Source organism: Variovorax sp. 10N432 (assembly GCF_056394465.1).
This window is the reverse complement of record NZ_JBFTHX010000002.1, coordinates 107,539-130,221: the sequence shown is the minus strand read 5'-3', so window position 1 is coordinate 130,221 and position 22,683 is coordinate 107,539. Positions and strand designations below refer to the sequence as shown.

The window sequence follows — 22,683 nt, the reverse complement described above, 5'->3', positions numbered from 1 at the left end:
TTGACAATCCCGACACGGAGCTTTTCATGCGCATCTGGAAGAAAGACATCTCGATCGAAGCCCTGACCCGGAGCCACGCGAACACCGCGACGGCCTTGCTGGGCATCGAATTCCTCGCCATCGGCGACGACACCATCAGCGCCCGCGTGCCGGTCGACCATCGCACCGTGCAGCCCTACGGCATCCTGCATGGCGGGGTCTCGGTGGTGCTGGCCGAGACGCTGGGCTCCTGCGGCGCCTACTACTCGGCGCCCGAGGGCCAGCGCGCGGTCGGGCTGGACATCAATGCCAACCACATCCGCGCCGTCACCTCGGGCTGGGTCACCGGCACGGCGCGGCCGGTGCACCGCGGCCGCACCACGCAGGTCTGGCAGATCGACATGTACAACGACGCCGGCGACCTGACCTGCGTCTCGCGCATCACCATGGCGGTGCTGGCCCCGCAGGCTGGCTGAACGCTCCCCGGCCCGCGCGCCGGCCAAGAACAACAACCGAGGAAGAAGAAGACCATGAGCGATTCCTACCTGCCCCGCTGGCGCAAGGTGTCTGCCACCGCGGGCACCATCGTCGCACCCGACGAGCGCCTGCCATGGCCGCAAACGGCCGCGATGGGCGTGCAGCACGTGATCGCGATGTTCGGCGCCACCGTGCTGGCGCCGATCCTGATGGGGTTCAACCCCAACATCGCGATCCTGATGAGCGGCATCGGCACCCTGCTGTTCTTCTTCATCACGGGCGGCCGGGTGCCGAGCTACCTGGGCTCCAGCTTCGCCTTCATCGGGGTGGTGATCGCGGCCAGCGGCTATTCGGGCACCGGGCCAAACCCCAACCTGGGCGTGGCGCTCGGCGGCATCATCGCCTGCGGCGCGGTCTACCTGCTGATCGGCGTGCTGGTGGCCTTCACCAACGAGCGCCGCACCAAGGCGGCGCCGGTGCGCGGGCTCGAAGGCCTCGAGGTCGAAGAGGTCGAGCAGGATGTCGCCGTGCACTGGATCGAACGGCTGATGCCGCCCGTGGTGACCGGCGCGGTGGTCGCGGTGATCGGGCTCAACCTGGCGAGCGTGCCGATCAAGAACATGGCGCCGACCGGCTTCGACACCTGGATGCAGGCCGTCACCTTCCTCAGCGTGGGCCTGATCGCGGTCTATGCGCGCGGCATGGCGCAGCGGCTGCTGATCCTGATGGGCCTGATCGCCGCCAGCCTGGTCTACGCCGTGCTGACCAACGGCATGGGTCTGGGCAAGCCGATCGACCTGGGTGCGCTCGCGGCGGCGCCCTGGTTCGGGCTGCCGACCTTCTCGAAGCCGGTGTTCGAGGTCAACGCGATGCTGCTGATCGCGCCGGTGGCGATCATCCTGGTGGCCGAGAACCTGGGCCACCTGAAGGCCGTGGGCGCCATGACAGGGCGCGACCTGAACCCGATGCTGGGCCGGGCCTTCATCGGCGACGGCGTGGCGACCATGGTGAGCGGCGCGGTCGGCGGCACCGGCGTCACGACCTACGCCGAGAACATCGGCGTGATGGCGGCGACCAAGATCTATTCGACCGCGATCTTCGTGGTGGCGGCGCTGATCGCGCTGGTGCTGGGCTTCAGCCCCAAGTTCGGCGCCCTGGTGCAGGCGATCCCGCTGCCGGTGATGGGCGGCGTGAGCATCGTGGTGTTCGGCCTGATCGCGGTCGCCGGCGCCAAGATCTGGGTCGACAACAAGGTCGACTTCTCGCAGAACAAGAACTTGATCGTGGCCGCGATCACGCTGATCCTGGGCACCGGCGACTTCACGCTCAAGTTCGGCCAGTTCGCCCTCGGCGGCATCGGCACCGCGACCTTCGGCGCCATCCTGCTGTATGCGCTGCTGAGCCGCGCGCGCGACTGACGAAAAAAAGCCCCGCGCGGGCGGGGCCTTGGAGACCGCGCAGCCCGGGAGGGCCGCGCAGTGACTTGCTTCAGTTGGCCGGGATGCGGGTCGAGAATCCCTTCAGGAACAGCACCTGCTGCGCGCTGGTGGCGGAGAGCTGGAACAGGTTGATGCTGGTGCCGCCGTTATAGACCGAGTTGCCGTTGATCGTGGTGCAATGGTTGTCGGTGCCGCCTTCCGACGAACAGTAGACCTTCGCCTTGCGCGCCGAGCTGGCGACGTCGACCTTGTCCTCGAACTGCACGCTGCTCGACGAGGCGCCGTAGACCGTGAAGGCGGTCGGGGCCGGGGCGCCGTCGGGCACGGTCCAGGCGTCCAGGTCGCCCTCGGCGCTGAAGTCGACCAGGCTGGGCTCGTTGGCGGTCGGCGCATCGAAGACCAGCGCCTGGGCCGGCGCGATGCCCTTGATCTCGTTGCGCATGCCGGCCGTGAGGTCGGCGAACTTCAGCTGCCTGGCCTCGGCGATGGTCGGCACCCGGGTGATCATGCGGTGCGTCTGGACCACGTTGGCCTTGTTGGTGTCGACGTGGAAGAACTCGACCTTGAAGGCGCCCTGCTCCGGCAGCTGGCGCAGCTGCTCGTCGCTGAGCTGCGGGCTCAGGAAGTACGAGCTTTCGAAGTCGGCCGGGCTGCCGCTCTTCGACGTATCGCGGAAGCCCGCGGCCAGGCGCAGCAGCGAGGTGCCGGCCGAGCTGCCGTCCGGCTTGTCGACCACCAGGTTGGCATTGCCCGCACCCGGCCTGTAGGTGTAGCTGGCGCCGTTGGGTGCCGTCACGACCGCCTTGGTGAAGATCGCATTGCCCTGGCCGTCCTTCCGGTTGGGGATCGAGACGTCGTAGGACACGCTGAGGTAGTTGTAAGCAGGCGCGCTCACGAAGTCGCGGTCCTGCACGGTCGGCGCGACGCTGACCGAGTAGTTGTACTGGTTGCCGATCAGCTTGAAGGTGCCGCCGACGTCGCGCGCGACGATGGTCTGGTTCTGCACCGCGCCCGTGCCGTCGGTGGTGCGGTAGCTCAGCACCTGGTCGCCGTTGGCACGGAAGAACTGATGCTCGCCGCGGTCGTACTTGACGCCCGTGGCGCCAGGACGGAACAGGCCGGCGAAGGCGCCCTGGTTGTTGATGTCGCGGCCGACAGTGCTGCCGTTGCTGAGGTAGCTGGCCGGGTTGTCGTTGACGAACAGCGTGCGGCACTCGGTGGCGATGACCTGGTCCGGGCCACCCGTCACGGCGGTGCTGTCGTTGGCCGCGGTGACGCGCTTGCTCAGCGGCAGCGCGAAGCACTGGGTCAGGCGGTCGAACAGCGAGGCCACGGCCAGCGAGGCGCCGGCCGGCGCGAGCGTTGCGTTGGCAACGGATTGCGGCAGCGCCGGCAGCGTCGCGTCGCTGCGGAAGCTGATCGAGAGCGGGGCGGCGTCCTCGCTGGTGGGCACGGCCTTGACCGTGATCTCGATATTGGCGCCCGCGCCGTCGGGGCGCACGCTGACCGAGATCGAGTCCAGCAGCCGGTCGTGGCCCGAGCCGTCGGCCGTGAAGGCGCCGCTGATCGGGTCGACGGCGTCGCCCAGCAGGGTCAGCAACGGCTTCAGCGCGGCGACCAGCTCGGCCACCTGCTGCTTGACCGTGCTGTCGGTCACGGTGTCGGGCTTGGTCGCGATGGCACCCGCCAGGCTGGCCGGGTTGCCGTCGGGCGACAGCCGCGAGACGATGATGGTCGTCAGCGGCGTGACGTTGACGTTGCCGCCGGTGGCGCTGGCGGTCGTGCTGTAGAGGGTCAGGTCGTCGCGGGCGGCCGTGACCACCAGCGGCGCCTTGGTGTCGGCCGGCAGGGTGCATTCGTAGGCGCCCTTGGCATCGGTCTCGGTGGTGCACACCGTGACGCCGCGCTGGTCGACCACCGTCACCTTGGCGCCGGCGAAGGCGGCGCCGGTGGCGGCGATGCCGTTCAGCTTGGCGGCGGCCGTGGTGCCGCTGTTGCCGCCGCCGGTGGTGCCCGAGCCGGTGCCCGCGGTGGTGCCAGTGGGCAGGAAGCCGCCGCTCCCGCCTCCCCCGCCGCCGCAGGCGGCGAGCGACAGCAGCAGCGCTGTGGACAGGGCAATTCGGCTTTTCGGGTGGGTGCGCAACAAAATCAGACTCCTCGGGTGATATTTGGTCCGCTAACGAACTGTTACAGCGGTGCAACGAGTCTCGGTGCCGATGGCGGCGCGATGAATAGTGCAATTGCACTAAGCGAGTGCGGGCGCGGGCCGCGGGGCGTGAGGGATGTCACGGGGCGGGGCGAATCGATGGGTCGCCCAAGTGAAACCTGGTGCAAGAAATGTTGTCCGCGAGGCCGTTTGGAGCGCCCTTTTTCCACGCGGAGCCCCGTGCCCGTTAGACTCCAACGCTTTTCGCACCAAGCTTTTCCATGGCAGATGCATCCGCCGCGCGCACCAGGGCGGTATTCGAATTCAAGAGCGCCACGCTGCCGCTCATCGCGGTCATCCTCAAGACATCCGATCTCGAGGTGCTGGCGGAAGCGCTCGACGCCCAGCTGGCGGACTCGCCCGACTTCTTCGAGCAGGAGCCGGTGGTCATCGACCTCTCGCAATTGCCCGAAGAAGACCCGGCGGACGCCGGACGCGCGCTCGACTTCACCGCCCTGCGCGGCCTGCTGGCGCGCCACCAGACCCAGCCGGTGGCGGTGCGCGGCGGCAGCGATGCCCAGAACGCCGCGGCCCGCGCGGCCGGCCTGTCGGTCACCGCGATGCCGGTGGCGCCGGTGCCCCGCCCTGCCCCGGCGCCCGCCGAAGCCCCGGCGCCGGCCCCCGAAGCGCCCCAGATCGTGCGCGAGGTGCCGGTGCCGGCCAACGGCACGCTGGTGATCGACAAGCCGCTGCGCTCGGGCCAGCAGGTCTACGCCCGCGGCGGCGACGTCATCGTGACCGCGCTGGTGAGCTACGGCGCCGAAGTCATCGCCGACGGCAACGTCCATGTGTACGCGCCGCTGCGCGGCAAGGCCATTGCCGGTGCCCGGGGCGACACCTCGGCGCGCATCTTCACGACCTGCATGGAGGCCCAGCTGGTGGCCATCGCGGGCATCTACCGCACAGCGGAGGTGGCGCTGCCGGCCGAGATCGCCGGCAAGCCGGCCCGGATCTCGCTCGACGGCAAGAAAATCGTCATGGAGCCGATCCTGTGATCGGGGGCGTGTGCGCCCGGCGACCCAATAACTGAAACGAACGAACGAAGAAGGAATGGCATGGCCAAAATTGTGGTGGTGACCTCGGGCAAGGGCGGCGTCGGCAAGACGACCACGAGCGCGAGCTTTGCATCGGGACTGGCATTGGCAGGCAAGAAGACGGCCGTGATCGATTTCGACGTCGGCCTGCGCAACCTGGACCTGATCATGGGCTGCGAGCGGCGCGTGGTGTACGACCTGGTCAACGTGATCCAGGGCGAGGCCAACCTGAGCCAGGCGCTGATCAAGGACAAGCAGTGCGACAACCTGTTCGTGCTGGCTGCCTCGCAGACCCGCGACAAGGAAGCGCTGACGCAGGACGGCGTCGAGAAGATCCTGAAGGAACTGGCCGAGCAGGGCTTCGACTACATCGTCTGCGACTCGCCGGCCGGCATCGAGACCGGCGCGATGATGGCGATGCACTTCGCCGACGAGGCGCTGATCGTGACCAACCCCGAGGTGTCTTCAGTGCGCGACTCGGACCGCATCCTGGGCATGCTGGGCTCCAAGACCAAGCGCGCCAAGGAAGGCGGCGAGCCGATCAAGGAACACCTGCTGATCACGCGCTACAACCCCAACCGCGTGGCGGGCGGCCAGATGCTGTCGCTGGAAGACATCCAGGACATCCTGCGGATCAAGCTGATCGGCGTCATCCCCGAGTCCGAATCGGTGCTGCAGGCCTCCAACCAGGGCGTGCCGGCGATCCACGACAAGGACACCGACGTGGCGCAGGCCTACAGCGACGTGGTGGCGCGCTTCCTGGGCGAGGACAAGCCGATGCGCTTCGTCGACGCCGAGAAGCCGGGCTTCTTCAAACGCATCTTCGGAAGGTAGCCATGTCCCTGTTTTCCTTTCTGCTGGGCGAGAAGAAGAAGACGGCGAGCGTCGCCAAGGAGCGGCTGCAGATCATCCTGGCCCACGAGCGCAGCAGCCTGGGCGCCAAGCGGCCGGACTACCTGCCGGAACTGCAGCGCGAGCTGATCGCGGTGATTTCGAAGTACGTGTCGATCAAGGCCGAAGACATCAAGGTGCACCTGGAGAAGCAGGACGACCTGGAGGTGCTGGAGGTGAAGATCGAGCTGCCGGACGCGCTGGTGGTGCGGGGGTAGAGGTTCGGCGGGGCTGCGGCGGGATGTCGGCGCGCTTGCTTGAATGAAGGTCAATTCGATCACTCTGCATCGACTGTGGATGCTGCTCGCCCAAGCTGTGACCGTGGGTGCCGGCCTGCTGATCGCCTGGCAAGCATTCCGCCCTGCCGCGTCGCCGCCCGCCCGCAACGACATCGTCACGATTCATGAGGCAGGCGGCAGCTCATCGCTGGCGAACACGATACTTGGGCGGCGCGACACGGGCTATCGCTTGGCGGCGCGCAAGGCGTCGGCCTCGGTGGTCAACATCTACACGCGCGGCGCGCCAAGCCGCCGCAGCCGGCGCGGGCAGGATTCGCTGAGCCTGGGCTCCGGCGTGATCGTCGCGGCACAGGGCTATATCCTGACCAACAACCACGTGGTCGACGGTGCGACTGAAATCGCCGTCATGCTGCCGAGCGGCAAGGTGGCTGACGCGCAGCTGCTTGGCCGCGACCCCGACACCGATCTCGCCGTGCTGAAGATCGATGCGACGGGCCTCCCGCCGATCACATTCGCGGAGGCGGGTTCGGTCCAGGTGGGTGACATCGTGCTTGCCGTGGGTGACCCGTTCGGGGTCGGACAGACCGTGACTCAGGGCATCGTGAGCGCAACCGGCCGGAATCGGCTTGGCATCAACACGTTCGAGAACTTCATCCAGACCGACGCAGCCATCAACCCCGGCAACTCGGGCGGCGCATTGGTGGACATCGACGGCAACCTGGTCGGAATCAATGCGGCCATCTACTCGGAAAGCGGAGGATCCCAGGGCATCGGCTTCGCGATCCCGGTGAGCCTGGCGCGCGAGGTGATGGACCAGATCATTGCGCATGGGCGCGTCGAGCGAGGCTGGATCGGCGTGGTCGCGCGCGATGCCAAGCGCAGCGCCCCCGATGCATCCGGCGCGGTGGTAGAGAAGGTCCAGCGCGGTGGGCCGGGCGAGAAAGCCGGATTGCGCGTGGGCGATACCGTCACTTCGATGAATGGCAAAAGCATCGCCGATGCCACGGCCCTCATCAATGAGACGGCGATGCTGGCACCCGGCAGCCGCGTCGAATTCAAGTTGACTCGCCAAGGCGTGGCCATGGCCGTGGCCGTTGAACTGGGCCGGCGTCCAATGCCGGCAGACAGGCGCCGGTGATCGTCGTCACGGCCAAAGAGGTTTGTGTCACGAAGAAGTGCTGATGGCCCGGGGTGAAAGGTGAACCGACAGCCCGACGGGAGACATCGTGAGCGACATGTATTCGGCGAAGCTAAGCGGCGCACGTGAAGGCCCGTCGGCTGACCCGCCTTGGAGGGAAGGGTTTCTACCGGTTGTTCCTGCGGCCTGCAGCGCCACTTCACCTGCTGTGTCTTATTGGGACGGAGCATGGCGAGCATCCAAGTAGAGTGCGAGAGTCGGAACATCGACTGCTTGTTTCATTTCAGCCCTGTCGAGCACCTCGACAGCATCCTGAAGCACGGGCTTCTGGTGCCCTCGGCCTGCGCGGCGTTGGGCACCGGCATGAAGCCGAACGATGCAGTCAGGCACGACGGACAAGATGCGATTTGTCTGTCCGTGGAGTGGCCAAACTACAAGCTGTTCTATAGTTTTCGCCAGCGCGACGCCAATCGGCAGTGGGCGCTCATCGCAATCCAGCACCGCGTGCTCTGGGAGAAGCGAGTCTGCTTCAACACAACGAACGCGGCCGACAACTCGATGAGTGCTCAGACCTTCGCAGCACGACAAGGGCTCGCAAAGTTCCAGGCGCTGTTTGGCGACTGCTGCGGTAAGGTCCGAACTGACTTGAAACTCACCGACAACCTGCCGACCAACCCGCAAGCCGAGGTGCTTTGCTTGGATACGATCGCGCCGGCGTACTTCTACGGCGTTTTTCTCAGCGAAAGCGCTACCTACAATACCTACAAATCGAAGTACCCAGACACCGAATTCATGCAAGACACGAGCTACTTCAGCTACCGCACCGACTGGAGCTACTGGAAGAATGGCTGAACGTCCCGTCTTCGTTCCCGGTTTGATAGGTCCGACGCTGGTTCGGACCTGGGACATTTCCTTCACCTGGTCCGCCGGCATGTCGGTCAAGCAAGCGCAGAAGAGCATCGACTCCCTGCATGAGGCGGCCAAGCAGAGGATGAAGGTCGACAAGGTCCTAGAGATATCGTCGAAATCGAAGGACCCGATGGGGGTCAGGTTGAGCGCGTTCAACTTGATGATCAGCACGAAGAAGTACAACCAAAAGTTCAGCGTTGAATGCGCGTACCAATCCGCGAAGGTGTTCGAGCGCGGCGGGCCGTACAAGGACCTTCGTGAGAGGACTTCACGTGAGGCGAAGCTCGACCCGCGCTTGAAGGAGAGCGGCAGGCTGGTGAAATTCCAGTTCTTCGAGGTGGACTGGGCCCTTGAGCCAAAGACCGCTTTCTACGACTGGCTCTACATCAATGCACTGCACAACGAGCCCGCGCTGGCGGACTACGTGCTGCAGCACCGTGCCTTTTCCGACATCGCATTCAACCCCGAAAAGTCCCTAAATTGTCAGGCTTACTCTGCGGCGCTTTACGTCGCACTGCACGAGCGCGGTCTGCTAACGCCGGACGTGCTGCATCGAAAGGAGAGTTACCTTGAGGCGCTGAGGGGGATTTTTAGCACACATGGAACTTCAGCAGGGGATCGGCAGGAGCCAACACCCGAGCAGGACCAGCCCGACATGTTCGGCAGCGCTCATGTGTCGTACGTACCTGTTGAGCCCGTCGAGCCCGTCGAGCCAAAGAGGATCATCGAGCTTGAGATTCCGGACCGCGCGGAGATTCCTCATGGCCATGGCATGAGCTTCAAGCGAGGCGTCGTAGCGGGCCTGATGGAAGTACCTGACAGCGACGACGAGCCGCAGCCGACTGGCCATAGCTACAGCTACCGGCGCGGCAAGCAGATCGGAGAACAATTGCGCGCCGAGGTCGCCAAGCTGGTCAAAGACTAGAAAGGGTGCCCGCTGTAACGCAAGTGGGCGGCCGGAAACGTACTGCGCCTTGTCGAAACTCGACCGCGCTGCGCGCACTGAACTTGCGAGCGTGCTCATCTCAACAATCGAGGAAGACTTCCCCCAAGCCGATTCCGCGGCAACGGCGGAAAGGCCACAAAAACTCTCACACGGCGATCCCATCTGGTGTCGAGCAATGCACCCGGGCGCGGGATGCCTCTTCGCGTGGGTATAGTCGCCCTCCACTGGAAAGCGGCGATCGGCCGGCGGAGGTGTCCTAAGTGACCGACTGGAAAGTAGCGAGTTGAAATCTTGAAGAACTGGGGTTTTGACTCAGAGGAACAGCTGGTGCAGGCAATATTGGCCTGCACGAAACGCGCACGCCGTCATGACTATCGCGTTGAACTGGAGGTGGACGCTGGGGTAGGGGTTGCCGACTTGGTACTCACCAAGCGAGCGCCGCGCAGCACTGAGGGGCTGCGAGCTCTTGCCAGCGTATCGCCTCGTCTGGCCGTCCTCCTGAGTCGAGAGGTCGGTGACTCCATCAAGAGCCGGCAAGCGCTGGCGGCCAGTCTTGGGACTTCAGATGCAGCTACTCGGCGCGTCATCACACAACTGTCGATCGCGGGCATGGCGAAGCAGTCTCGGGACTCGATAGAGCTCTTTACCGTCAGAACCCCGCCGTTCGAGCGCCTCATCGCCGTTGAGGCGAAGATCAGCGCCTGGCAGCGAGTGCTCGTGCAGGCTTACCGAAATCTTCAGTTCGCGGACGAGTCCTGGGTCGTGCTCGACCACGCGTTCATCCGCCCGGCGATGGCTCAGTTAGAACGATTCAAGGCTGCTGGCGTAGGGCTCGCGTCGATGGATCGAGGGCGGGGCCTGCTTGTCCACCATGCTGCAACACTTCAGGGGCCGGTGAGCCTCGGCAAGCGATGGCAGGCCCAAGCGGTGCTAGCTTCGCGCTTACTGGCGAGGCGAATCGTGTCAGAGGCCGCTTGAGGGCTTCGATTTCGCAGATGTGCGGAGGTCGCCGTGGATAGAGCGAACTGACTAAGTTCCGTTAGAACGTTTGCAGCGCTGCCCGCCAGCCGTGGAGATGCGTGGCGCCCCCATGCTTTTCCAATTGAAGGCCTGGCGGAAGATCTCGGTACGCGGCCATGGCTTCCTCCACTCTGTCAAACAAATAGCGCCGTCGGTCAGAGGCCGCGACTTGACGCAGTGCGTTGATTTGGTGGTTCATATTCAGGAAATAGTGTTTGTACAGGGCTGGCTGATTGAAGGTCGGTTCGACAGCCTGGGCAAGGGCATCATCCGCCCATTGAGTCGGCACGTAGACGCGATTCCATATGCGCGGTGCGAGCTGACGGATTCGCTTCGCATCTTCGAACTGAACCCAGTTCAAAAGGCCTGCTAGGTAGATGCGCGCCTTCGGTCCACGTCGATCGCCTTCTGACTCGACGAATTTGTCCACCGAGAAGATGCGCGTGTTCTCGAAGGAGCCCATCGTGATGTTGAGATCCCCGGATGCGGAGAATAGTAGCCCCTCCGTATTGGTGTAACCCACAGTTAGCGCCAGGCCGGTGCTCAACACGTCGGAGAAGAACCTCAAGCAGTCTCGGAGGAACTCGCCATCCTGGACTTGCTTGTAGTCACGCACGTGCTCGTACATGAGATACACCTCATCCACGGCAGGGAACGACGTGATCCAGTTCAACAGGCTCTGCCTCCATGCAGGGTGCTGGATCATCGGCGCTGTGACGGCCAGAGACAGACAAAGCGACCTGTCGCCTGCATGTTCCATGAACGCATCGACCGTGAATGCGTTATGCAGGTCGAAGTAGTCAGGAAACGGTTGGCTCAAGAAGCGCGTCGGAACGACGATTTTTCGGAAACCTTGCTCGATCTGGAAATCGATGCAGTCCCTTGCCACTGCCGGCGCATGCGCCGCGAACGTTGACGTCTGGAAACCTCCGTCAACTTGTTCAGGGAAGAAGGAATATGTCTGGAGCTTCTGCTTCCTTGAGTTCGGCAGGTAGAACTGTGGATCGAAAATCGACGCCGCACGGGTGCTCGCGCTCAGTCGCTCGACCGTGGCCCTCGCTTGATGAAGCGGGCTGAGGATGAGACCGTCCCCACACGACTCTCTTTCGAATGATTCGACGTTCCAGTTGCTGTTATGGCCAACCTGATGGAGCAATCCAAGCGGCATGAGTTTTCCTCCTTCTACTTCGAGTACAGGGTCTGAAGTTCTTGAATGAACAGCCCGGGCGTGCGCTGTCTCTTGAATGGCTCCTTTTGGAGCGCCTTCGTGACGAAATCGGAGAACGCTTGCGACGAGTTCGCCGCGATGGCCAGCGGGGTTGGGTGGTGCATTTGTGCCGCCATCATGATTTCATGCATCGCCATGCCAGGTCGAGGTTGAAACGGCTCCTTCCCCGAGAGCAGGCGATACATCAAAACACCGATGGAGAAGAAGTCAGTCTTGAAGCTAACCGAAACCCTATCATTGGCAATCTGCTCAGGCGCTGCGTAGCCCGCGGTGAACGGTGCCCGGCCCCATCCGGTCTCGGTCAAGCCCTGGGCCCCCGTCTCTCGGGCGATTCCCAAGTCAATGACGACCACCTCACCGCTGCGGCGGATAAGGATGTTCGCCGGTTTGATGTCACGGTGCACAAAACGCTTGGGGTGTTGCCACAACGGCAACAGCGCGTTAGCGATGCCGAGAGCCAACTCGACAACGCGTTTTTCATTCCCAGCACACTGGGTGAAAAGTTCGTCAAGCGACGTCGAATCAATGAACTCCTCGACGGTAACGTAGAGTCGTTCTGGCAAGCGCTCTTCAGTAAGCGGGTTTTCGGTGAATAGGTTGCTATATAAAAGCTTGGGGAAGTTCGACGGGCGCACATCCTCGAGGATTGCAGTCTCCGCTTGAAGCCGAGCGAGCGTTTGCGAGTCAGCCCCCGAAACGACCTTCACAACGATTTCGCCCCAAGCCCCCCAGCCGTACAGGAAAGGCTTCTCGTCCGGGTCGTCCCCGGTCGATGGGCGCACATCCGGTGGAATCTGAGCGTCGTCGAAGTGGGCGAGGTAGACCACGCGCTGACCAGACTCGGCGAGCGGACGGTCGATCGCGAGACTTGGCAGGCACGCGAGCAGATCGTCGCGCAGCTGCAGCGAATCTTTTGGCAAGGAGATCCTCCGGCGTTCTTGTTGGCCTCGGCTCCCTGGCGACGCTCAGGGAGTCTGGCAATGATGTAACGAAGATACCAGAGGTGAGTTGCCAGCGGGAGCTGGGAAGCGACGGTGGCTGTTTGACCTTGGCCTTCTAGTCGACCAGCCATAAACGATCGAGCGGCCGCGCATCGATAAGACGCTGTGTTCGCTCTGCAAGCCCAGAGCCGCAGTTCGTGATCGCGATCTGAGAAGCGGCTATCGCTACTCAGCAGAAGTCCAAGGTAATGAATCGATCGGCCAATGCTGCCATCGCCTCTCGGCAGTCCACGCTCCCGCCGAAGTTCATCTAGCCTTCCCACGCTCAAACTCATGCAACAACGCCAACATGATCCGGCGCTGCTCCGCCGTCAGCGCATGAAACCGCTCAGCGAACGCTTTCCCGCTGATCTCCTCGCCCGACACCCTCGACGTCTTGCGATTGCCCTGCGGATCCGGCCCGTAGTGCAACCAGTGCGGCGACACGTCGAGAAACTTCGCGATTCGCTCGATGCTGTCGACTCGCGGTATGGCGCGACCCGTCGCCCACTTGTGAGCGGTCTGAACGCTGACGCCCGACCGAAAAACCGGCGCGAGTGCATCGGCGAGCGCCGTTCCTCCAAATTTCTTGTATCCGCGCTGCGCCATCGCGAGACGCAAGCGATCAGTAAAGGCTTCGGATTCTTTGGTTCGGTCTACCACCCACCGATTCTCAGGAGCAGTTGATTTTTATCATTCACCCGAGATGGCTAAATTTAGCTTATGCAAGTTAAAATCGAAAGCAGCCGTGAGACGTCCAGCAATGCATTGGACGTCGACGGTCATCGCAGAACTTCGTTTTTTAGGGAGGAGACCAAATGCCTTGCAACGACAAGGTTCGGACAGGGACGCCCGAGCCATGAAGACCCGACAAGTCCCCTCCCCCTTCCCGACTGCGCGCCCCCTCAGGCTGCCGCCGTCGCTCTACCTGCCGACGCCCAAGGCCAAGCCCACGCGCAGCGCACCTGCCGCCCTCGTCGGAACCCAGGTGAACCGCCTGCGCCGGGCTGCCGGCGTTTCGGCCCTGGAGCTCACAAAGCGCTCGGGTGTCTCGCGCTCCATGCTCTCGCGCATCGAGAACGGCCAGGTATCGCCCTCCGTCGAGATGTTGGACCGGCTGGCAAACGCATTGGGCGTTCCGCTTTCACGCCTCTTCGCGGACCACCGCTGGCACGCCGACTTCAGCCATGTGCCCTCAGGCAAGGGCCTTCGGGTCGAACGCCTGGGCACCGTCGCGGACTACCGCTACGAGCTGCTCGGCCATGTGCTCTCTGGCAACCTGTTCGTCGAGCCCTACCTCGTCATGCTCGAAGCCGACGCTCAACCCCATGTGACCTTTCAGCATCCGGGCTTGAAGTTTCTCTACTTTCTGTCGGGCGACGTCACCTATCGCTATGGGCCCCGACGCGTGAAGCTGGGCGTCGGTGATTCGCTGCTCTTCGACGCCACCGCCATGCACGGTATCGAAGACCTCGGCACGCTGCCGGTGTCGTACCTCTCCGTCGTCTTCACCTTGCGCGGCTAGGCCTTCGTTCGCGGCCTGCCGCGATGCTTGTCGCAGGTCAATGAGCCCCGCGCGTGGGAGGGCTAGCCTTGTGTCTTTCCTTTCAATGCGGAGAAGACACATGGCAGCATCGCTTTCGCTCGATTTGCCCTTCATGGACCGGGCGCACGAGCAGTTCACGGCCCTGCTGAAGCGCGTCGACGAAGCCGGCGACGCCGAGCTGCCGGCCGCTTGGCAGCGGGTGGTCGACCTGGCTGCCCAGACCTTCGCGCGCGAGGACGAGTGGATGCAGGCCACCCGCTTCTCCTGCCGCAAGGACCACACGCTGCAGCACCGGGTGGTGCTGGAGGTCATGCGCGAAGGCATCGTGCAGGCCCGCGAGGGCCAGCTGCTGCAGGTCCGGCAGATGTCCTGGCAGTTTCGCGACTGGTATCTCAAGCACGTGCAGTCGATGGATGCGGCGCTGGCGCTGCATCTGCGGGGGGCGCGGTTCGAGCCGGCGAATTGGGGGGATGAGGGTGGGCGTGGAGAGGCGCGGGTGCGGGTGTCCAGTTGAGGACGGGTGGCTCGCAGCGGATGTCGCAGATGGGCCCACTGGATTCACACGATTTTCTCCAAAGCCGTCACAAAGCAGCGCTCGTCGGGTCGGTGAGCTGAATAACTTTCCGTGGCCGATTTGTCTCCGTCCGCTTGACATCCCCCTTTGGCAAACTGAAGATGGCCGCCCCTCAACGAGCGGAGCACACCATGCATCGCTTTCCATCGATTCTTGGTTGCAGCGCCATCGTCCTGGCCGTTACTGCACCTTGGACGGCACAGGCCCAATCCGCCATCCCGCCAATGCAGGCACAAGGCGACGTGAAGTATGTCTGTGGCGGAATCGGCTCGAGGCAGTCAACCGCATTTCGCGGCGCGATGAGAGATCACACACTTTCGCTGATGTTTGTGAACACGCGCGGCGAGTTCCTGGCCGCGGTCGCGGTCACGGTCAAGAACGATGCAGGCACGGGCGTGCTTTCAATTCCCTCCTCGGGCGGACCAATTTGCCTTATCGACCTGGCGCCTGGTCGATACACGGTTACAGCGGAGCCCCAGGGGAAAGCGGCACAGACCCGCATGGTCGGGGTCGGAAGAGGTAGTAGCTCGCTTGAGTTCAGGTTTTAGATCCGCCCCAGTGGCGTTGCAAGAGAGGTCCTTTCTCGCGCTCGAACGCGGGCGCAGTCGCGCTGCATGGGGGCTTGATCAGGAAGAACGGAATCACGGCGCAGTGACCGTCGTGAAAGGAACACCATGATGTCTGGCAAGCGTCTCGGCCTGATGCTGGCCGTCCTCGCGGCGGTTCTTTCACTGTTGCAGGCATGTTCGCAGCCCATCGTTTCGCAAGCGCCGGAGTCCGGCGTGCAGCGTCTCTACATCCTGAACTGTGGCGAAGGCGTCGCGGGGGACATCTCCCGGTGGTCACCGGGCGTCAACGTGGGCAAGTCGATGCCATTCGCCGGAAGCTGCTATCTCATCAAGCACGCGCAGGGCTGGATGCTTTGGGACACGGGCCTCGCCGACTCGGTCGCGGCCATGCCCGAGGGCTTGCGACCCTCGGACCCGCGCGCGATCACCTGGCGCCTGCCGAAGACGCTCGCAGCGCAGATCGATGAACTCGGATTGAAGCCGTCGAACATCAAATACGTCGCGGTGTCTCATAGCCACCCCGATCACATCGGCAATGTCGACATGTTCCGGAATTCGATGCTGATGGTGCAAAAAGCCGAATACGACTCCCCGGGCGGAAGCTCCCTTCGGTCCCGACCCAATGCGACAGTGACCACGATCGAAGGCGACCGCGACGTGTTCGGCGACGGCAGCGTCATCATCATCTCGACACCCGGGCACACCGTGGGGCACCAATCGCTGCTCGTCAAGCTGCCCCGCACCGGCGCCGTCCTGCTGTCCGGTGATGCTGTCCACTTCAAGGAGAACTGGGACAACAGACGCGTCCCATCGATCAATTTCAACGCGGAGCAGACCGCCGCCTCTATGCAGCGGCTCGCGCACATCATGGCCAGTGACAAGGCCCAGCTCTGGATCAACCACGACAAGGCGCAGCGCGACGGACAGAAGCTGTCGCCCGCGTTCTACGAGTAGGCGGAGCGGACGGGGTCACTGCTGGCATATTTCCAAAAACGTTCCAGTCTTTGGCTGGTCGACCGTTCCCGGTCGCTCCTCTTCGCCGTCTCACGCCTCGCCGGGTTTCCAATCCGGGCTGTAACCGCCAAGCGCCGGGTGGTACATCTCGTCCCCGTCGTGCTGAGTGAACTCGACGTTGAGCCGGTTCTCCTGCAGGCCGAGAATGTCGATGCAGTGCTGGCAGAGGGCCTTTGCTACTTGCATTCGCAGCTCGGCGGGCCGCCCTCGGCGGATGTCCAGCATGAGCATCGAGACGGGAGTCGGCTCGTCTCCCACTTCTGGAATGCGCCACACCCCGCCCTCGCCCAGCTCACGGATGGCGACGCTGATTCGCCGAATGTCCACGGACATCATGCGCGCGTAGGTCTCACTCATCGCCGCAGCCAACCGCTTCTTGTCGCCTGTGGAATAGCTGCAGGTCACGTCCAACTGAAGGTACGGCATATGAACTCCATCGAGGCACGATTCTCGGCGGCGTTGAATAGGATCCTGTCGCGAAGCGCGCCGCCGCGATCATCGGTTCCGCGATCTTCCTGGTCATCTCGGCCGCATCAGGATGTTCGGCTTCGTTGCGGTGGCAATCGGTGCTCCTTCGAGGGTTGGCGGGCGCGCAATCTCCGACATCATCCGCCGCGATGGCCCGCGGCGGAATTGCACCTTGGTGCAGCGCAGCGCCTGGCTGCGCGTGTTGGCGCGGGGCCCCATGAAGAATATGCTACGCCCGCGGGGTCCCGCGTCGCGTTCGCTGAATCCTGTGGTCCATCAACCGAAAGGAGCCTGAATGACAACCAAGCAACCCAACATCCTGATCCTCTGGGGCGACGACATCGGCATTTCGAACATCAGCCACAACAGCCGGGGCCTCATGGGCTATCGGACCCCCAACATCGATCGCATTGCAGAGGAAGGGGTGACATTCACCGACTACTACTCGCAGCAGAGTTGTACGGCCGGCCGTGCCTGCTTCATATGCGGCCAGAACCCGATCCGCACCGGCCTGACCAAGGTCGGGATGCCGGGCGCCACCGTCGGCCTGCAGAAAGAGGACCCGACCATCGCCGAATTGCTGAAGCCGCTCGGCTATGCCACGGGCCAGTTCGGCAAGAACCATCTCGGCGACCGCGACGAGTTCCTGCCGACCATGCATGGTTTCGACGAATTCTTCGGCAATCTCTATCACCTGAACGCCGAGGAAGAGCCCGAGCTCCCCGACTACCCGAAGGATCCCGAGTTCAAGAAGCAGTTCGGTCCACGCGGCGTGCTGCACTGCATCGCCGACGGCAAGGGCGGGCAGACGATCAAGGACACCGGCCCGCTGACCAAGAAGCGCATGGAAACCATCGACGAGGAGATCACCGACAGTGCGATCGCCTGGATGGAAAAACAGGCGAAGGCGGATCAGCCCTTCTTCCTTTGGTACAACTCGACAGCGATGCACTTCCGCACGCATGTCGCCGAGAAGAACCTCGGCAAGAGCGGACAGGACCCCTACAGCGATCGCATGGTCGTCCACGACGAGCAGATCGGGCAGATGCTCGCCAAGCTCGACGAACTGGGCATTGCCGACAACACGATCGTCATGTACTCCACCGACAACGGCCCGGAGAACGACACCTGGCCCGACGGCGCCACCACCCCGTTTCGGGGCCAGAAGGACTCCAACTGGGAGGGCGGCTGGCGCGTGCCGTGCTTCATGCGCTGGCCGGGCAAGATCAAGGCCGGCTCGGTGCTGAACGGCATCGTCTCGCACATCGACATGTTCCCGACCTTGCTCGCGGCCGCCGGCAATCCGGATGTGAAGCAGCAATTGCTCGACGGCTGCACGGTCGACGGCAAGAAGTTCAACGTCCATCTCGACGGCTACAACCAGATCCCCTACCTGACCGGCGCGGTGAAAGAGAGCCCGCGAAATGCCATCGTGTACTTCAGCGATGACGGCGAGGTGATCGCGGTGCGGGTTGGCGACTACAAGTTCCACCTGGCCGTGCAACGCGCGAATACGATGCGGCAGTGGGCCGAGCCGTTCGTGAAGCTTCGGCTGCCGTACATCATGAACCTGCGCCGCGACCCTTACGAGCGGGCCGAATTCAATTCGAACACCTACCTGGACTGGATGGTCGACCACGTGCCGCAGATGTACCTCATGCAGGCGGTCATTGCGGAGCAGGTCGCCGACTTCGCCAAATTCCCGCCTCGGCAGAAGCCGGCCTCGTTCAACCTGGATGCGGTGTTGGCGCAGGTGGCGGGACACGGCCATTCCTGAGCTCCGCGAGGCGCACGGGGTGGACGTCGAACGGGTGGCGCGGGAGGTGAGCGCGTTCTACGAACGCCATCCCTACCCGCCTCCGGTCGACGACCTGGAGCCCTACCGAAAACTGTGGACCGATGACCGGCGGCGCGCCGATGCCCATCTCTACTGGCCGCAGGCCGCTTATCGGGACGATCGGACCCTGCTGGTGGTCGGATGCGGCACTTCGCAGGCGGCGAGGCACGCGCTGCGCTGGCCGCGGGCGAAAGTCGTCGGGATCGATGTCAGCTTGACGAGCATCGAGAGCACCGAACGCCTCAAGCACAAGTACGGCCTGGACAATCTCGAGTTGCTCCAGCTTCCGGTGGAGCGCGCAGCCGGACTCCGGCGCAGCTTCGACCACATCGTCTGCACCGGCGTGCTGCACCACCTGCCTGACCCCGACGCGGGCCTGAGGGCCCTGCACGGCGTGCTGGCGCCCGACGGCGCCATGCAGCTCATGGTCTACGCGCCCTATGGCCGTGCCGGTGTGTACCTGTTGCAGGACTACTGCCGACGGCTCGGGATCGGGGCGACGGCACAAGAGATCAAGGCGCTCGCGCAGAGCCTTCAGGCCATCCCGCCGGATCATCCGCTGATGCCGGTGCTGCGCAATTCGCCGGACTTCGGCAACGAAGCGGCGCTGGCCGATGCGCTGCTTCATCCCTGCGACCGGGCCTATTCGGTCCCGCAGCTGATGCACTTCATCGAGGCTGGCGGCTTCCGGTTCGGGCGCTGGATCGAGCAGGCCGCCTACCTGCCGCAATGCGGCGTGCTGGCGTCGACGCCCCATCACGCCCTGCTCGCCCGACTCCCGCCGCCGGAGCAGTATGCCGCCGTGGAACTCTTCCGGGGATCGATGATTCGCCACAGTGCCGTGGTCTACCGGAACGATCGACCCGATCATGAGCCGATCAGCTTCCAGGGCGAAGCGTGGCTCGACTACGTGCCGGTCCGTGTCCCGGACACGATCATGGTGGAGGAGCGATTGCCGCCCGGCGCCGCAGCGGTGCTGATCAACCGGCATCACACCTACACCGATTTGTATCTGCCGATCAACCTGCATCAGAAGCAGCTGGTCGATGCGATCGATGGCAAGAGGTCCATCGGCGAGATGGTGTCAGGAAGCGCGCTTCGCAACGTCGCGCGCGTCCTGTTCGAGGGGCTCTGGTGGTACGACCAGGTGGTGTTCGACGCATCGCGCGCCCGAAATCAAGCTTTCAGTTTCCCGCGGGCATGAGTCCGCCCAGCAGCCAGCGCATCAGGTCCTGCACCGGCCGGATCTGGTTGCCGAAGGGCAGCCGCCCCGCGCCGCGGAAGAACAGCCCCTGCCCGGTGCGGCCCGCCAGCGCGTGGCCCAGCATCTTGTCGATGCAGAACTTGCCCCAGCCCGGCGTGCCGTCGCGCAGCCCGCAGTGCGCCAGGCAATCGAAGCGCATGGTGCAGGCTGTTTCACGGTGGACCTTGGCCATCAGCCGCGGCTCCAGCCGCAGATACTTGTCGAGCCAGGGCGTGCGCACCGCGCGCGCCGGCAGGCCCGCGACACTGGTGAACTCGACCAGATCCTCGGGCGCGGCATCGGCCAGCACGCGCTTGAAGGCCGGGTCGGCATCGCATTCGGTGGTCACCGCGAAGGCGGTGCCGAGCTGCACCGCCGAGGCGCCGAGCGACTGCAGCCGGCGGATGTCATCCAGGTTCTCGATGCCGCCGGCCGCGATCAGCGGAATGCGGCCCTCGATGCCCGCGGTCCTGAAGAAGGCCTGCACCTGCGGCAGCACGACGTCGAACTCGAAGCGCGGGTCGTTCAGGTCGCCGACCCTGGCAGCGCCGAGGTGGCCGCCCGCCAGCCGCGGATGCTCGATCACGATGGCATCGGGCAGGCGGCCCTTCTTCTCCCACTTGCGCACCACCAGTTGCACGCCGCGCGCATCCGACAGGATCGGGATCAGCGCCACGCCGGGGTGCTCACGCGCCAGGTCGGGCAGGTCGAGCGGCAGCCCGGCACCGACCACCAGCGCATCGGCGCCGCAGGCCATCGCATGCCGCACCTGCGCCTCGTAGGCGGTGAGCGCCTTCATGACATTGACCGCGACCAGGCCGCGGCCGCCGGCGAGCTGCCGGGCCTTCTTGATCTCGCGGCCCAGCGCCTCGAGGTTGGCGGCGTCGATGCGCGCACCGGCATCGGGCTCGGCCTCGATGTTGGCGGTCCGGGCCCACAGGTCCGGGTGCAGGCGGCGCAGGTCGACCGACGACACGGTGCCGGCCAGCCGCCCGGCCGACACCCCGACGCCCATGCCACCCTGCACCACCGGCAGCAGCTCGCGGCCCGCCAGCGTCCAGCGCCGCAGGCCGGAAGCGCTGGCCAGCGCCCCGAGTCGCCCGGCGGCGACCTGTACTTGATCGGAAACCTCGCTCATCCGGCGCTATCGGAGCACCAGCACCGGCAGGGTGGAATGGGTCAGCACGTGCTGGGTCTCGCTGCCGATCAGCATCCGGCCGAGGCCCTTGCGGCCGTGCGAGGCCATCACGATCAGGTCGCAGGCCTGGTTGCCGGCTGCGGCAATGATCGATTCGGCGACCTGGGTCGAATGGGCCACCAGCGGATGGCAGGAGACGCCGCGCCCGCGGGCCCGCTCGCCGATGGCAGCCACCAGGGCCTGTGCGTTCTCCTGGCGCTGCTTGTCGATGGTCGCGCTTTCCACCGACTCACGCACCGTCGAGCCATCCATGTAGCTCTTGGGCGGCCGGCGCGCCACCGTGAAGACGACCAGTTCGGCGCCGTGATGCCGCGCCAGTTCGATGGCACTCTCGACCGCCTTTTCGGACAGCGGGGAACCATCGGTGGCGACCAGGATTTTCTTGAACATGATGGAGGTCTCCGGTTGAAGGCCTCCAGTCTCGGCCAGCCGCGGCCCGCCCGGATTGACAGGGATCAAGCTTGCATCGCGTGCCGCTGCGGCGTGCCGGGAGTCAGCGCGGGGCCGAGGCCGATCGGTGCCGGCACGGCATTGACGATGCGGGTGTAGAGCGCGCGGTAGGTGTCGTCGGGTTCGTGGCCGGTGAAGGGATCGCGATGGGCGCCGAAGGCGGCGTCGAGATCGCGCCAGTCGTCTTCGGTGAGCACGCGCTCGGCCAGCGGCAGGATTTCCTTCTCCTCCTGCGCCATGTGGGCCAGGTAGAAGTCGGTGTAGCGCGCGATCGCTCGCTCGAAAGGCTCGCGGTGCGCCTCGCCGAGCATCTCGTAGACCAGCAGGGCATGTTCGACTTCACGGATGTTGCGCTCGCCGAGCGCATGGTCCCGGTCCAGGTGGTCGAGCAGTTCGCGCGACAGCGGCGTGCGGGCGCGCAGCTTGGGAAACAGCAGCTCGGTCTCGTGGCGGTGATGGCGCTGCTCGGGAAACTGGTCGACATAGAACAGCATCGCCCGCAAGGCCGAGAAGTCGGGCGTGCTCTGCTGTCTTCGATGGACATCGAGCAGCAGGAGGATCGAGCGCAGCATCGCCGAAAGGGCCGCGTGCTCGTCGCGGATGATGCGGGTGGTGGCGTGTGTCATTTTCGAGTCTCCGGAGTGGAGTCCCCAGCTTTCCACGGCCGGCGCCACGCGGCCTTGCCCCAGATCAACAAGACGCCGTGTCGCCCCGTGTTGCCAACGGTCAACACGGCGGCCTGCGCTGGCCGGATACTGGCGGCATCTCAAGCTTCGGCAGGAGCGCGCCATGTACCAACGGATCCTCGTCCCCCTCGACGGCAGCGCGACATCGAAGCAGGGCCTCGACGAAGCGATACGGCTCGCTGCCAAGACCCACGGGCGGCTGCGGCTGGTGCACGTGGTCAACTCGCAGTCGATGGCCATGGCGATGGGCCTTGCCGCCGGCCCGGTCGGCGACTGTTTCGAGGTGCTCGCGCGCAACGGCCGGCAGATCCTGGACGACGGCCAGGCCGCGGCCGCCGCGGCGGGCGTCGAGGCCGAGACGCTGCTGCATGACGGCGCGTCGAACCCGGTCCCTGAACTGATCGCCGCCGACGCCGGCCGATGGCCCGCCGACCTGATCGTGATCGGCACCCATGGCCGCCGCGGCGTCGAGCGCTTCGTGGGGGGCAGCTGCGCCGAGTACCTGCTGCGCTGCACGCCGGTGCCGGTGCTGCTGGTGCGGGCGCCGGCCGACGGCGACGCGCACGCGCACCGTCACGCCCATTGACAGGGGCCCCGAGGGTGCGCGCATGA

Annotated in this window: 24 protein-coding genes; 16 read left to right on the top strand and 8 right to left on the bottom strand. The window is 64.7% G+C overall.

Annotated features, from left to right (window positions below; all coding sequences use genetic code 11):
- Positions 1-26: 26 nt before the first annotated feature.
- Entirely contained in the window at positions 27-455 is a 429-nt protein-coding gene (locus AC1DF3_RS02865) for a hotdog fold thioesterase (protein ID WP_286535314.1), read from the top strand.
- Positions 456-509: 54 nt separating this feature from the next.
- Positions 510-1,874: a solute carrier family 23 protein gene (locus tag AC1DF3_RS02860; protein ID WP_478138770.1), complete on the top strand. Its 1,365-nt coding sequence runs from the start codon at positions 510-512 to the stop codon at positions 1,872-1,874.
- A 70-nt stretch (positions 1,875-1,944) separates the two neighbouring features.
- Here the strand turns inward: AC1DF3_RS02860 and AC1DF3_RS02855 are convergent, their stop codons facing one another.
- Positions 1,945-4,041 carry a carboxypeptidase regulatory-like domain-containing protein gene (locus AC1DF3_RS02855; RefSeq protein WP_478138769.1) on the bottom strand — a complete coding sequence of 699 codons (2,097 nt, stop codon included), beginning with the start codon at positions 4,039-4,041 and terminating at the stop codon, positions 1,945-1,947.
- Between the two features lie 281 nt (positions 4,042-4,322).
- Between AC1DF3_RS02855 and minC the strand changes: the two genes are divergently transcribed.
- From minC to AC1DF3_RS02820, 7 genes are all read left to right on the top strand, one after another.
- A complete protein-coding gene (gene minC / locus AC1DF3_RS02850) occupies positions 4,323-5,096 on the top strand; it encodes a septum site-determining protein MinC (protein WP_286535318.1) in 774 nt (257 codons plus the stop codon).
- Positions 5,097-5,156: 60 nt separating this feature from the next.
- Complete coding sequence (gene minD, locus AC1DF3_RS02845) at positions 5,157-5,969, top strand: septum site-determining protein MinD (protein WP_286529352.1); 813 nt, start codon at positions 5,157-5,159, stop codon at positions 5,967-5,969.
- A 2-nt stretch (positions 5,970-5,971) separates the two neighbouring features.
- Positions 5,972-6,244, top strand: coding sequence for a cell division topological specificity factor MinE (gene minE, locus AC1DF3_RS02840; protein ID WP_286535319.1), 273 nt, complete (start codon positions 5,972-5,974; stop codon positions 6,242-6,244).
- A 43-nt stretch (positions 6,245-6,287) separates the two neighbouring features.
- Positions 6,288-7,403, top strand: a complete 1,116-nt coding sequence (locus tag AC1DF3_RS02835) for a S1C family serine protease (protein WP_478138768.1) — start codon at positions 6,288-6,290, stop codon at positions 7,401-7,403.
- 228 nt (positions 7,404-7,631) lie between these two features.
- Entirely contained in the window at positions 7,632-8,255 is a 624-nt protein-coding gene (locus AC1DF3_RS02830) for a DarT ssDNA thymidine ADP-ribosyltransferase family protein (protein WP_478138767.1), read from the top strand.
- Positions 8,248-9,237: a DarT1-associated NADAR antitoxin family protein gene (locus AC1DF3_RS02825; protein ID WP_478138766.1), complete on the top strand. Its 990-nt coding sequence runs from the start codon at positions 8,248-8,250 to the stop codon at positions 9,235-9,237. The genes AC1DF3_RS02830 and AC1DF3_RS02825 overlap by 8 nt, the downstream gene beginning before the upstream one ends.
- A 312-nt stretch (positions 9,238-9,549) precedes the next feature.
- Positions 9,550-10,236, top strand: coding sequence for a hypothetical protein (locus tag AC1DF3_RS02820; RefSeq protein ID WP_478138765.1), 687 nt, complete (start codon positions 9,550-9,552; stop codon positions 10,234-10,236).
- A 61-nt stretch (positions 10,237-10,297) separates the two neighbouring features.
- Here the strand turns inward: AC1DF3_RS02820 and AC1DF3_RS02815 are convergent, their stop codons facing one another.
- The 3 genes from AC1DF3_RS02815 to AC1DF3_RS02805 all read right to left on the bottom strand — a co-directional run bounded on the left by AC1DF3_RS02815 (position 10,298) and on the right by AC1DF3_RS02805 (position 13,149).
- The gene (locus tag AC1DF3_RS02815) at positions 10,298-11,446 is read right to left on the bottom strand and encodes a hypothetical protein (protein WP_478138764.1); all 1,149 of its coding nucleotides are present in this window, start codon (positions 11,444-11,446) and stop codon (positions 10,298-10,300) included.
- A gap of 14 nt (positions 11,447-11,460) precedes the next feature.
- Complete coding sequence (locus tag AC1DF3_RS02810; RefSeq protein ID WP_478138763.1) at positions 11,461-12,426, bottom strand: serine/threonine protein kinase; 966 nt, start codon at positions 12,424-12,426, stop codon at positions 11,461-11,463.
- 327 nt (positions 12,427-12,753) lie between these two features.
- Entirely contained in the window at positions 12,754-13,149 is a 396-nt protein-coding gene (locus AC1DF3_RS02805; protein ID WP_478138762.1) for a helix-turn-helix domain-containing protein, read from the bottom strand.
- 325 nt (positions 13,150-13,474) lie between these two features.
- Between AC1DF3_RS02805 and AC1DF3_RS02800 the strand changes: the two genes are divergently transcribed.
- From AC1DF3_RS02800 to AC1DF3_RS02785, 4 genes are all read left to right on the top strand, one after another.
- Entirely contained in the window at positions 13,475-14,011 is a 537-nt protein-coding gene (locus AC1DF3_RS02800) for a helix-turn-helix domain-containing protein (RefSeq protein WP_478138920.1), read from the top strand.
- Between the two features lie 100 nt (positions 14,012-14,111).
- Positions 14,112-14,546 (top strand): bacteriohemerythrin, encoded by a 435-nt coding sequence (locus tag AC1DF3_RS02795; RefSeq protein ID WP_478138761.1) that lies wholly within the window; start codon positions 14,112-14,114, stop codon positions 14,544-14,546.
- A 191-nt stretch (positions 14,547-14,737) separates the two neighbouring features.
- Positions 14,738-15,154: a carboxypeptidase regulatory-like domain-containing protein gene (locus tag AC1DF3_RS02790; RefSeq protein ID WP_286533130.1), complete on the top strand. Its 417-nt coding sequence runs from the start codon at positions 14,738-14,740 to the stop codon at positions 15,152-15,154.
- A gap of 126 nt (positions 15,155-15,280) precedes the next feature.
- On the top strand, positions 15,281-16,129 hold the full coding sequence (locus AC1DF3_RS02785) for an N-acyl homoserine lactonase family protein (RefSeq protein WP_478138760.1): 849 nt from the start codon (positions 15,281-15,283) through the stop codon (positions 16,127-16,129).
- Positions 16,130-16,219: 90 nt separating this feature from the next.
- On the opposite strand, the gene AC1DF3_RS02780 is transcribed toward AC1DF3_RS02785, so the two are convergent.
- Positions 16,220-16,615, bottom strand: a complete 396-nt coding sequence (locus tag AC1DF3_RS02780) for a tautomerase family protein (protein ID WP_286533133.1) — start codon at positions 16,613-16,615, stop codon at positions 16,220-16,222.
- 337 nt (positions 16,616-16,952) lie between these two features.
- Here AC1DF3_RS02780 and AC1DF3_RS02775 point away from each other — a divergent pair, with 337 nt between their 5' ends.
- Both AC1DF3_RS02775 and AC1DF3_RS02770 read left to right on the top strand, forming a co-directional pair.
- Complete coding sequence (locus AC1DF3_RS02775) at positions 16,953-18,434, top strand: arylsulfatase (RefSeq protein WP_286533134.1); 1,482 nt, start codon at positions 16,953-16,955, stop codon at positions 18,432-18,434.
- Positions 18,394-19,698, top strand: a complete 1,305-nt coding sequence (locus AC1DF3_RS02770) for a class I SAM-dependent methyltransferase (RefSeq protein ID WP_478138759.1) — start codon at positions 18,394-18,396, stop codon at positions 19,696-19,698. Before AC1DF3_RS02775 ends, AC1DF3_RS02770 begins: the two co-directional genes overlap by 41 nt.
- Here the strand turns inward: AC1DF3_RS02770 and AC1DF3_RS02765 are convergent.
- The 3 genes from AC1DF3_RS02765 to AC1DF3_RS02755 form a co-directional block, all read right to left on the bottom strand.
- Complete coding sequence (locus AC1DF3_RS02765; RefSeq protein WP_478138758.1) at positions 19,679-20,875, bottom strand: NAD(P)H-dependent flavin oxidoreductase; 1,197 nt, start codon at positions 20,873-20,875, stop codon at positions 19,679-19,681. The genes AC1DF3_RS02770 and AC1DF3_RS02765 overlap by 20 nt on opposite strands.
- A 6-nt stretch (positions 20,876-20,881) precedes the next feature.
- Positions 20,882-21,325: a universal stress protein gene (locus tag AC1DF3_RS02760; RefSeq protein WP_286533138.1), complete on the bottom strand. Its 444-nt coding sequence runs from the start codon at positions 21,323-21,325 to the stop codon at positions 20,882-20,884.
- Positions 21,326-21,390: 65 nt separating this feature from the next.
- A complete protein-coding gene (locus AC1DF3_RS02755) occupies positions 21,391-22,011 on the bottom strand; it encodes a hemerythrin domain-containing protein (RefSeq protein ID WP_286533139.1) in 621 nt (206 codons plus the stop codon).
- A gap of 163 nt (positions 22,012-22,174) precedes the next feature.
- On the opposite strand from AC1DF3_RS02755, the gene AC1DF3_RS02750 reads away from it, so the two are divergent.
- Positions 22,175-22,657: a universal stress protein gene (locus tag AC1DF3_RS02750; RefSeq protein WP_286533140.1), complete on the top strand. Its 483-nt coding sequence runs from the start codon at positions 22,175-22,177 to the stop codon at positions 22,655-22,657.
- Positions 22,658-22,683: the final 26 nt, after the last annotated feature.

Bases quoted from the DNA above. Each gene is read 5' to 3' on its own strand.
- AC1DF3_RS02770 (WP_478138759.1), top strand. From the start codon at position 18,394: ATGCGGTGTTGGCGCAGGTGGCGGGACACGGCCATTCCTGAGCTCCGC.
- AC1DF3_RS02765 (WP_478138758.1), bottom strand. From the start codon at position 20,875: ATGAGCGAGGTTTCCGATCAAGTACAGGTCGCCGCCGGGCGACTCGGG.
- minE (WP_286535319.1), top strand. From the start codon at position 5,972: ATGTCCCTGTTTTCCTTTCTGCTGGGCGAGAAGAAGAAGACGGCGAGC.
- AC1DF3_RS02790 (WP_286533130.1), top strand. From the start codon at position 14,738: ATGCATCGCTTTCCATCGATTCTTGGTTGCAGCGCCATCGTCCTGGCC.
- AC1DF3_RS02825 (WP_478138766.1), top strand. From the start codon at position 8,248: ATGGCTGAACGTCCCGTCTTCGTTCCCGGTTTGATAGGTCCGACGCTG.
- minD (WP_286529352.1), top strand. From the start codon at position 5,157: ATGGCCAAAATTGTGGTGGTGACCTCGGGCAAGGGCGGCGTCGGCAAG.
- AC1DF3_RS02785 (WP_478138760.1), top strand. From the start codon at position 15,281: ATGATGTCTGGCAAGCGTCTCGGCCTGATGCTGGCCGTCCTCGCGGCG.
- AC1DF3_RS02865 (WP_286535314.1), top strand. From the start codon at position 27: ATGCGCATCTGGAAGAAAGACATCTCGATCGAAGCCCTGACCCGGAGC.
- AC1DF3_RS02775 (WP_286533134.1), top strand. From the start codon at position 16,953: ATGACAACCAAGCAACCCAACATCCTGATCCTCTGGGGCGACGACATC.
- AC1DF3_RS02860 (WP_478138770.1), top strand. From the start codon at position 510: ATGAGCGATTCCTACCTGCCCCGCTGGCGCAAGGTGTCTGCCACCGCG.
- AC1DF3_RS02750 (WP_286533140.1), top strand. From the start codon at position 22,175: ATGTACCAACGGATCCTCGTCCCCCTCGACGGCAGCGCGACATCGAAG.
- AC1DF3_RS02795 (WP_478138761.1), top strand. From the start codon at position 14,112: ATGGCAGCATCGCTTTCGCTCGATTTGCCCTTCATGGACCGGGCGCAC.
- AC1DF3_RS02835 (WP_478138768.1), top strand. From the start codon at position 6,288: ATGAAGGTCAATTCGATCACTCTGCATCGACTGTGGATGCTGCTCGCC.
- AC1DF3_RS02780 (WP_286533133.1), bottom strand. From the start codon at position 16,615: ATGCCGTACCTTCAGTTGGACGTGACCTGCAGCTATTCCACAGGCGAC.
- AC1DF3_RS02815 (WP_478138764.1), bottom strand. From the start codon at position 11,446: ATGCCGCTTGGATTGCTCCATCAGGTTGGCCATAACAGCAACTGGAAC.
- AC1DF3_RS02760 (WP_286533138.1), bottom strand. From the start codon at position 21,325: ATGTTCAAGAAAATCCTGGTCGCCACCGATGGTTCCCCGCTGTCCGAA.
- AC1DF3_RS02830 (WP_478138767.1), top strand. From the start codon at position 7,632: ATGGCGAGCATCCAAGTAGAGTGCGAGAGTCGGAACATCGACTGCTTG.
- minC (WP_286535318.1), top strand. From the start codon at position 4,323: ATGGCAGATGCATCCGCCGCGCGCACCAGGGCGGTATTCGAATTCAAG.
- AC1DF3_RS02755 (WP_286533139.1), bottom strand. From the start codon at position 22,011: ATGACACACGCCACCACCCGCATCATCCGCGACGAGCACGCGGCCCTT.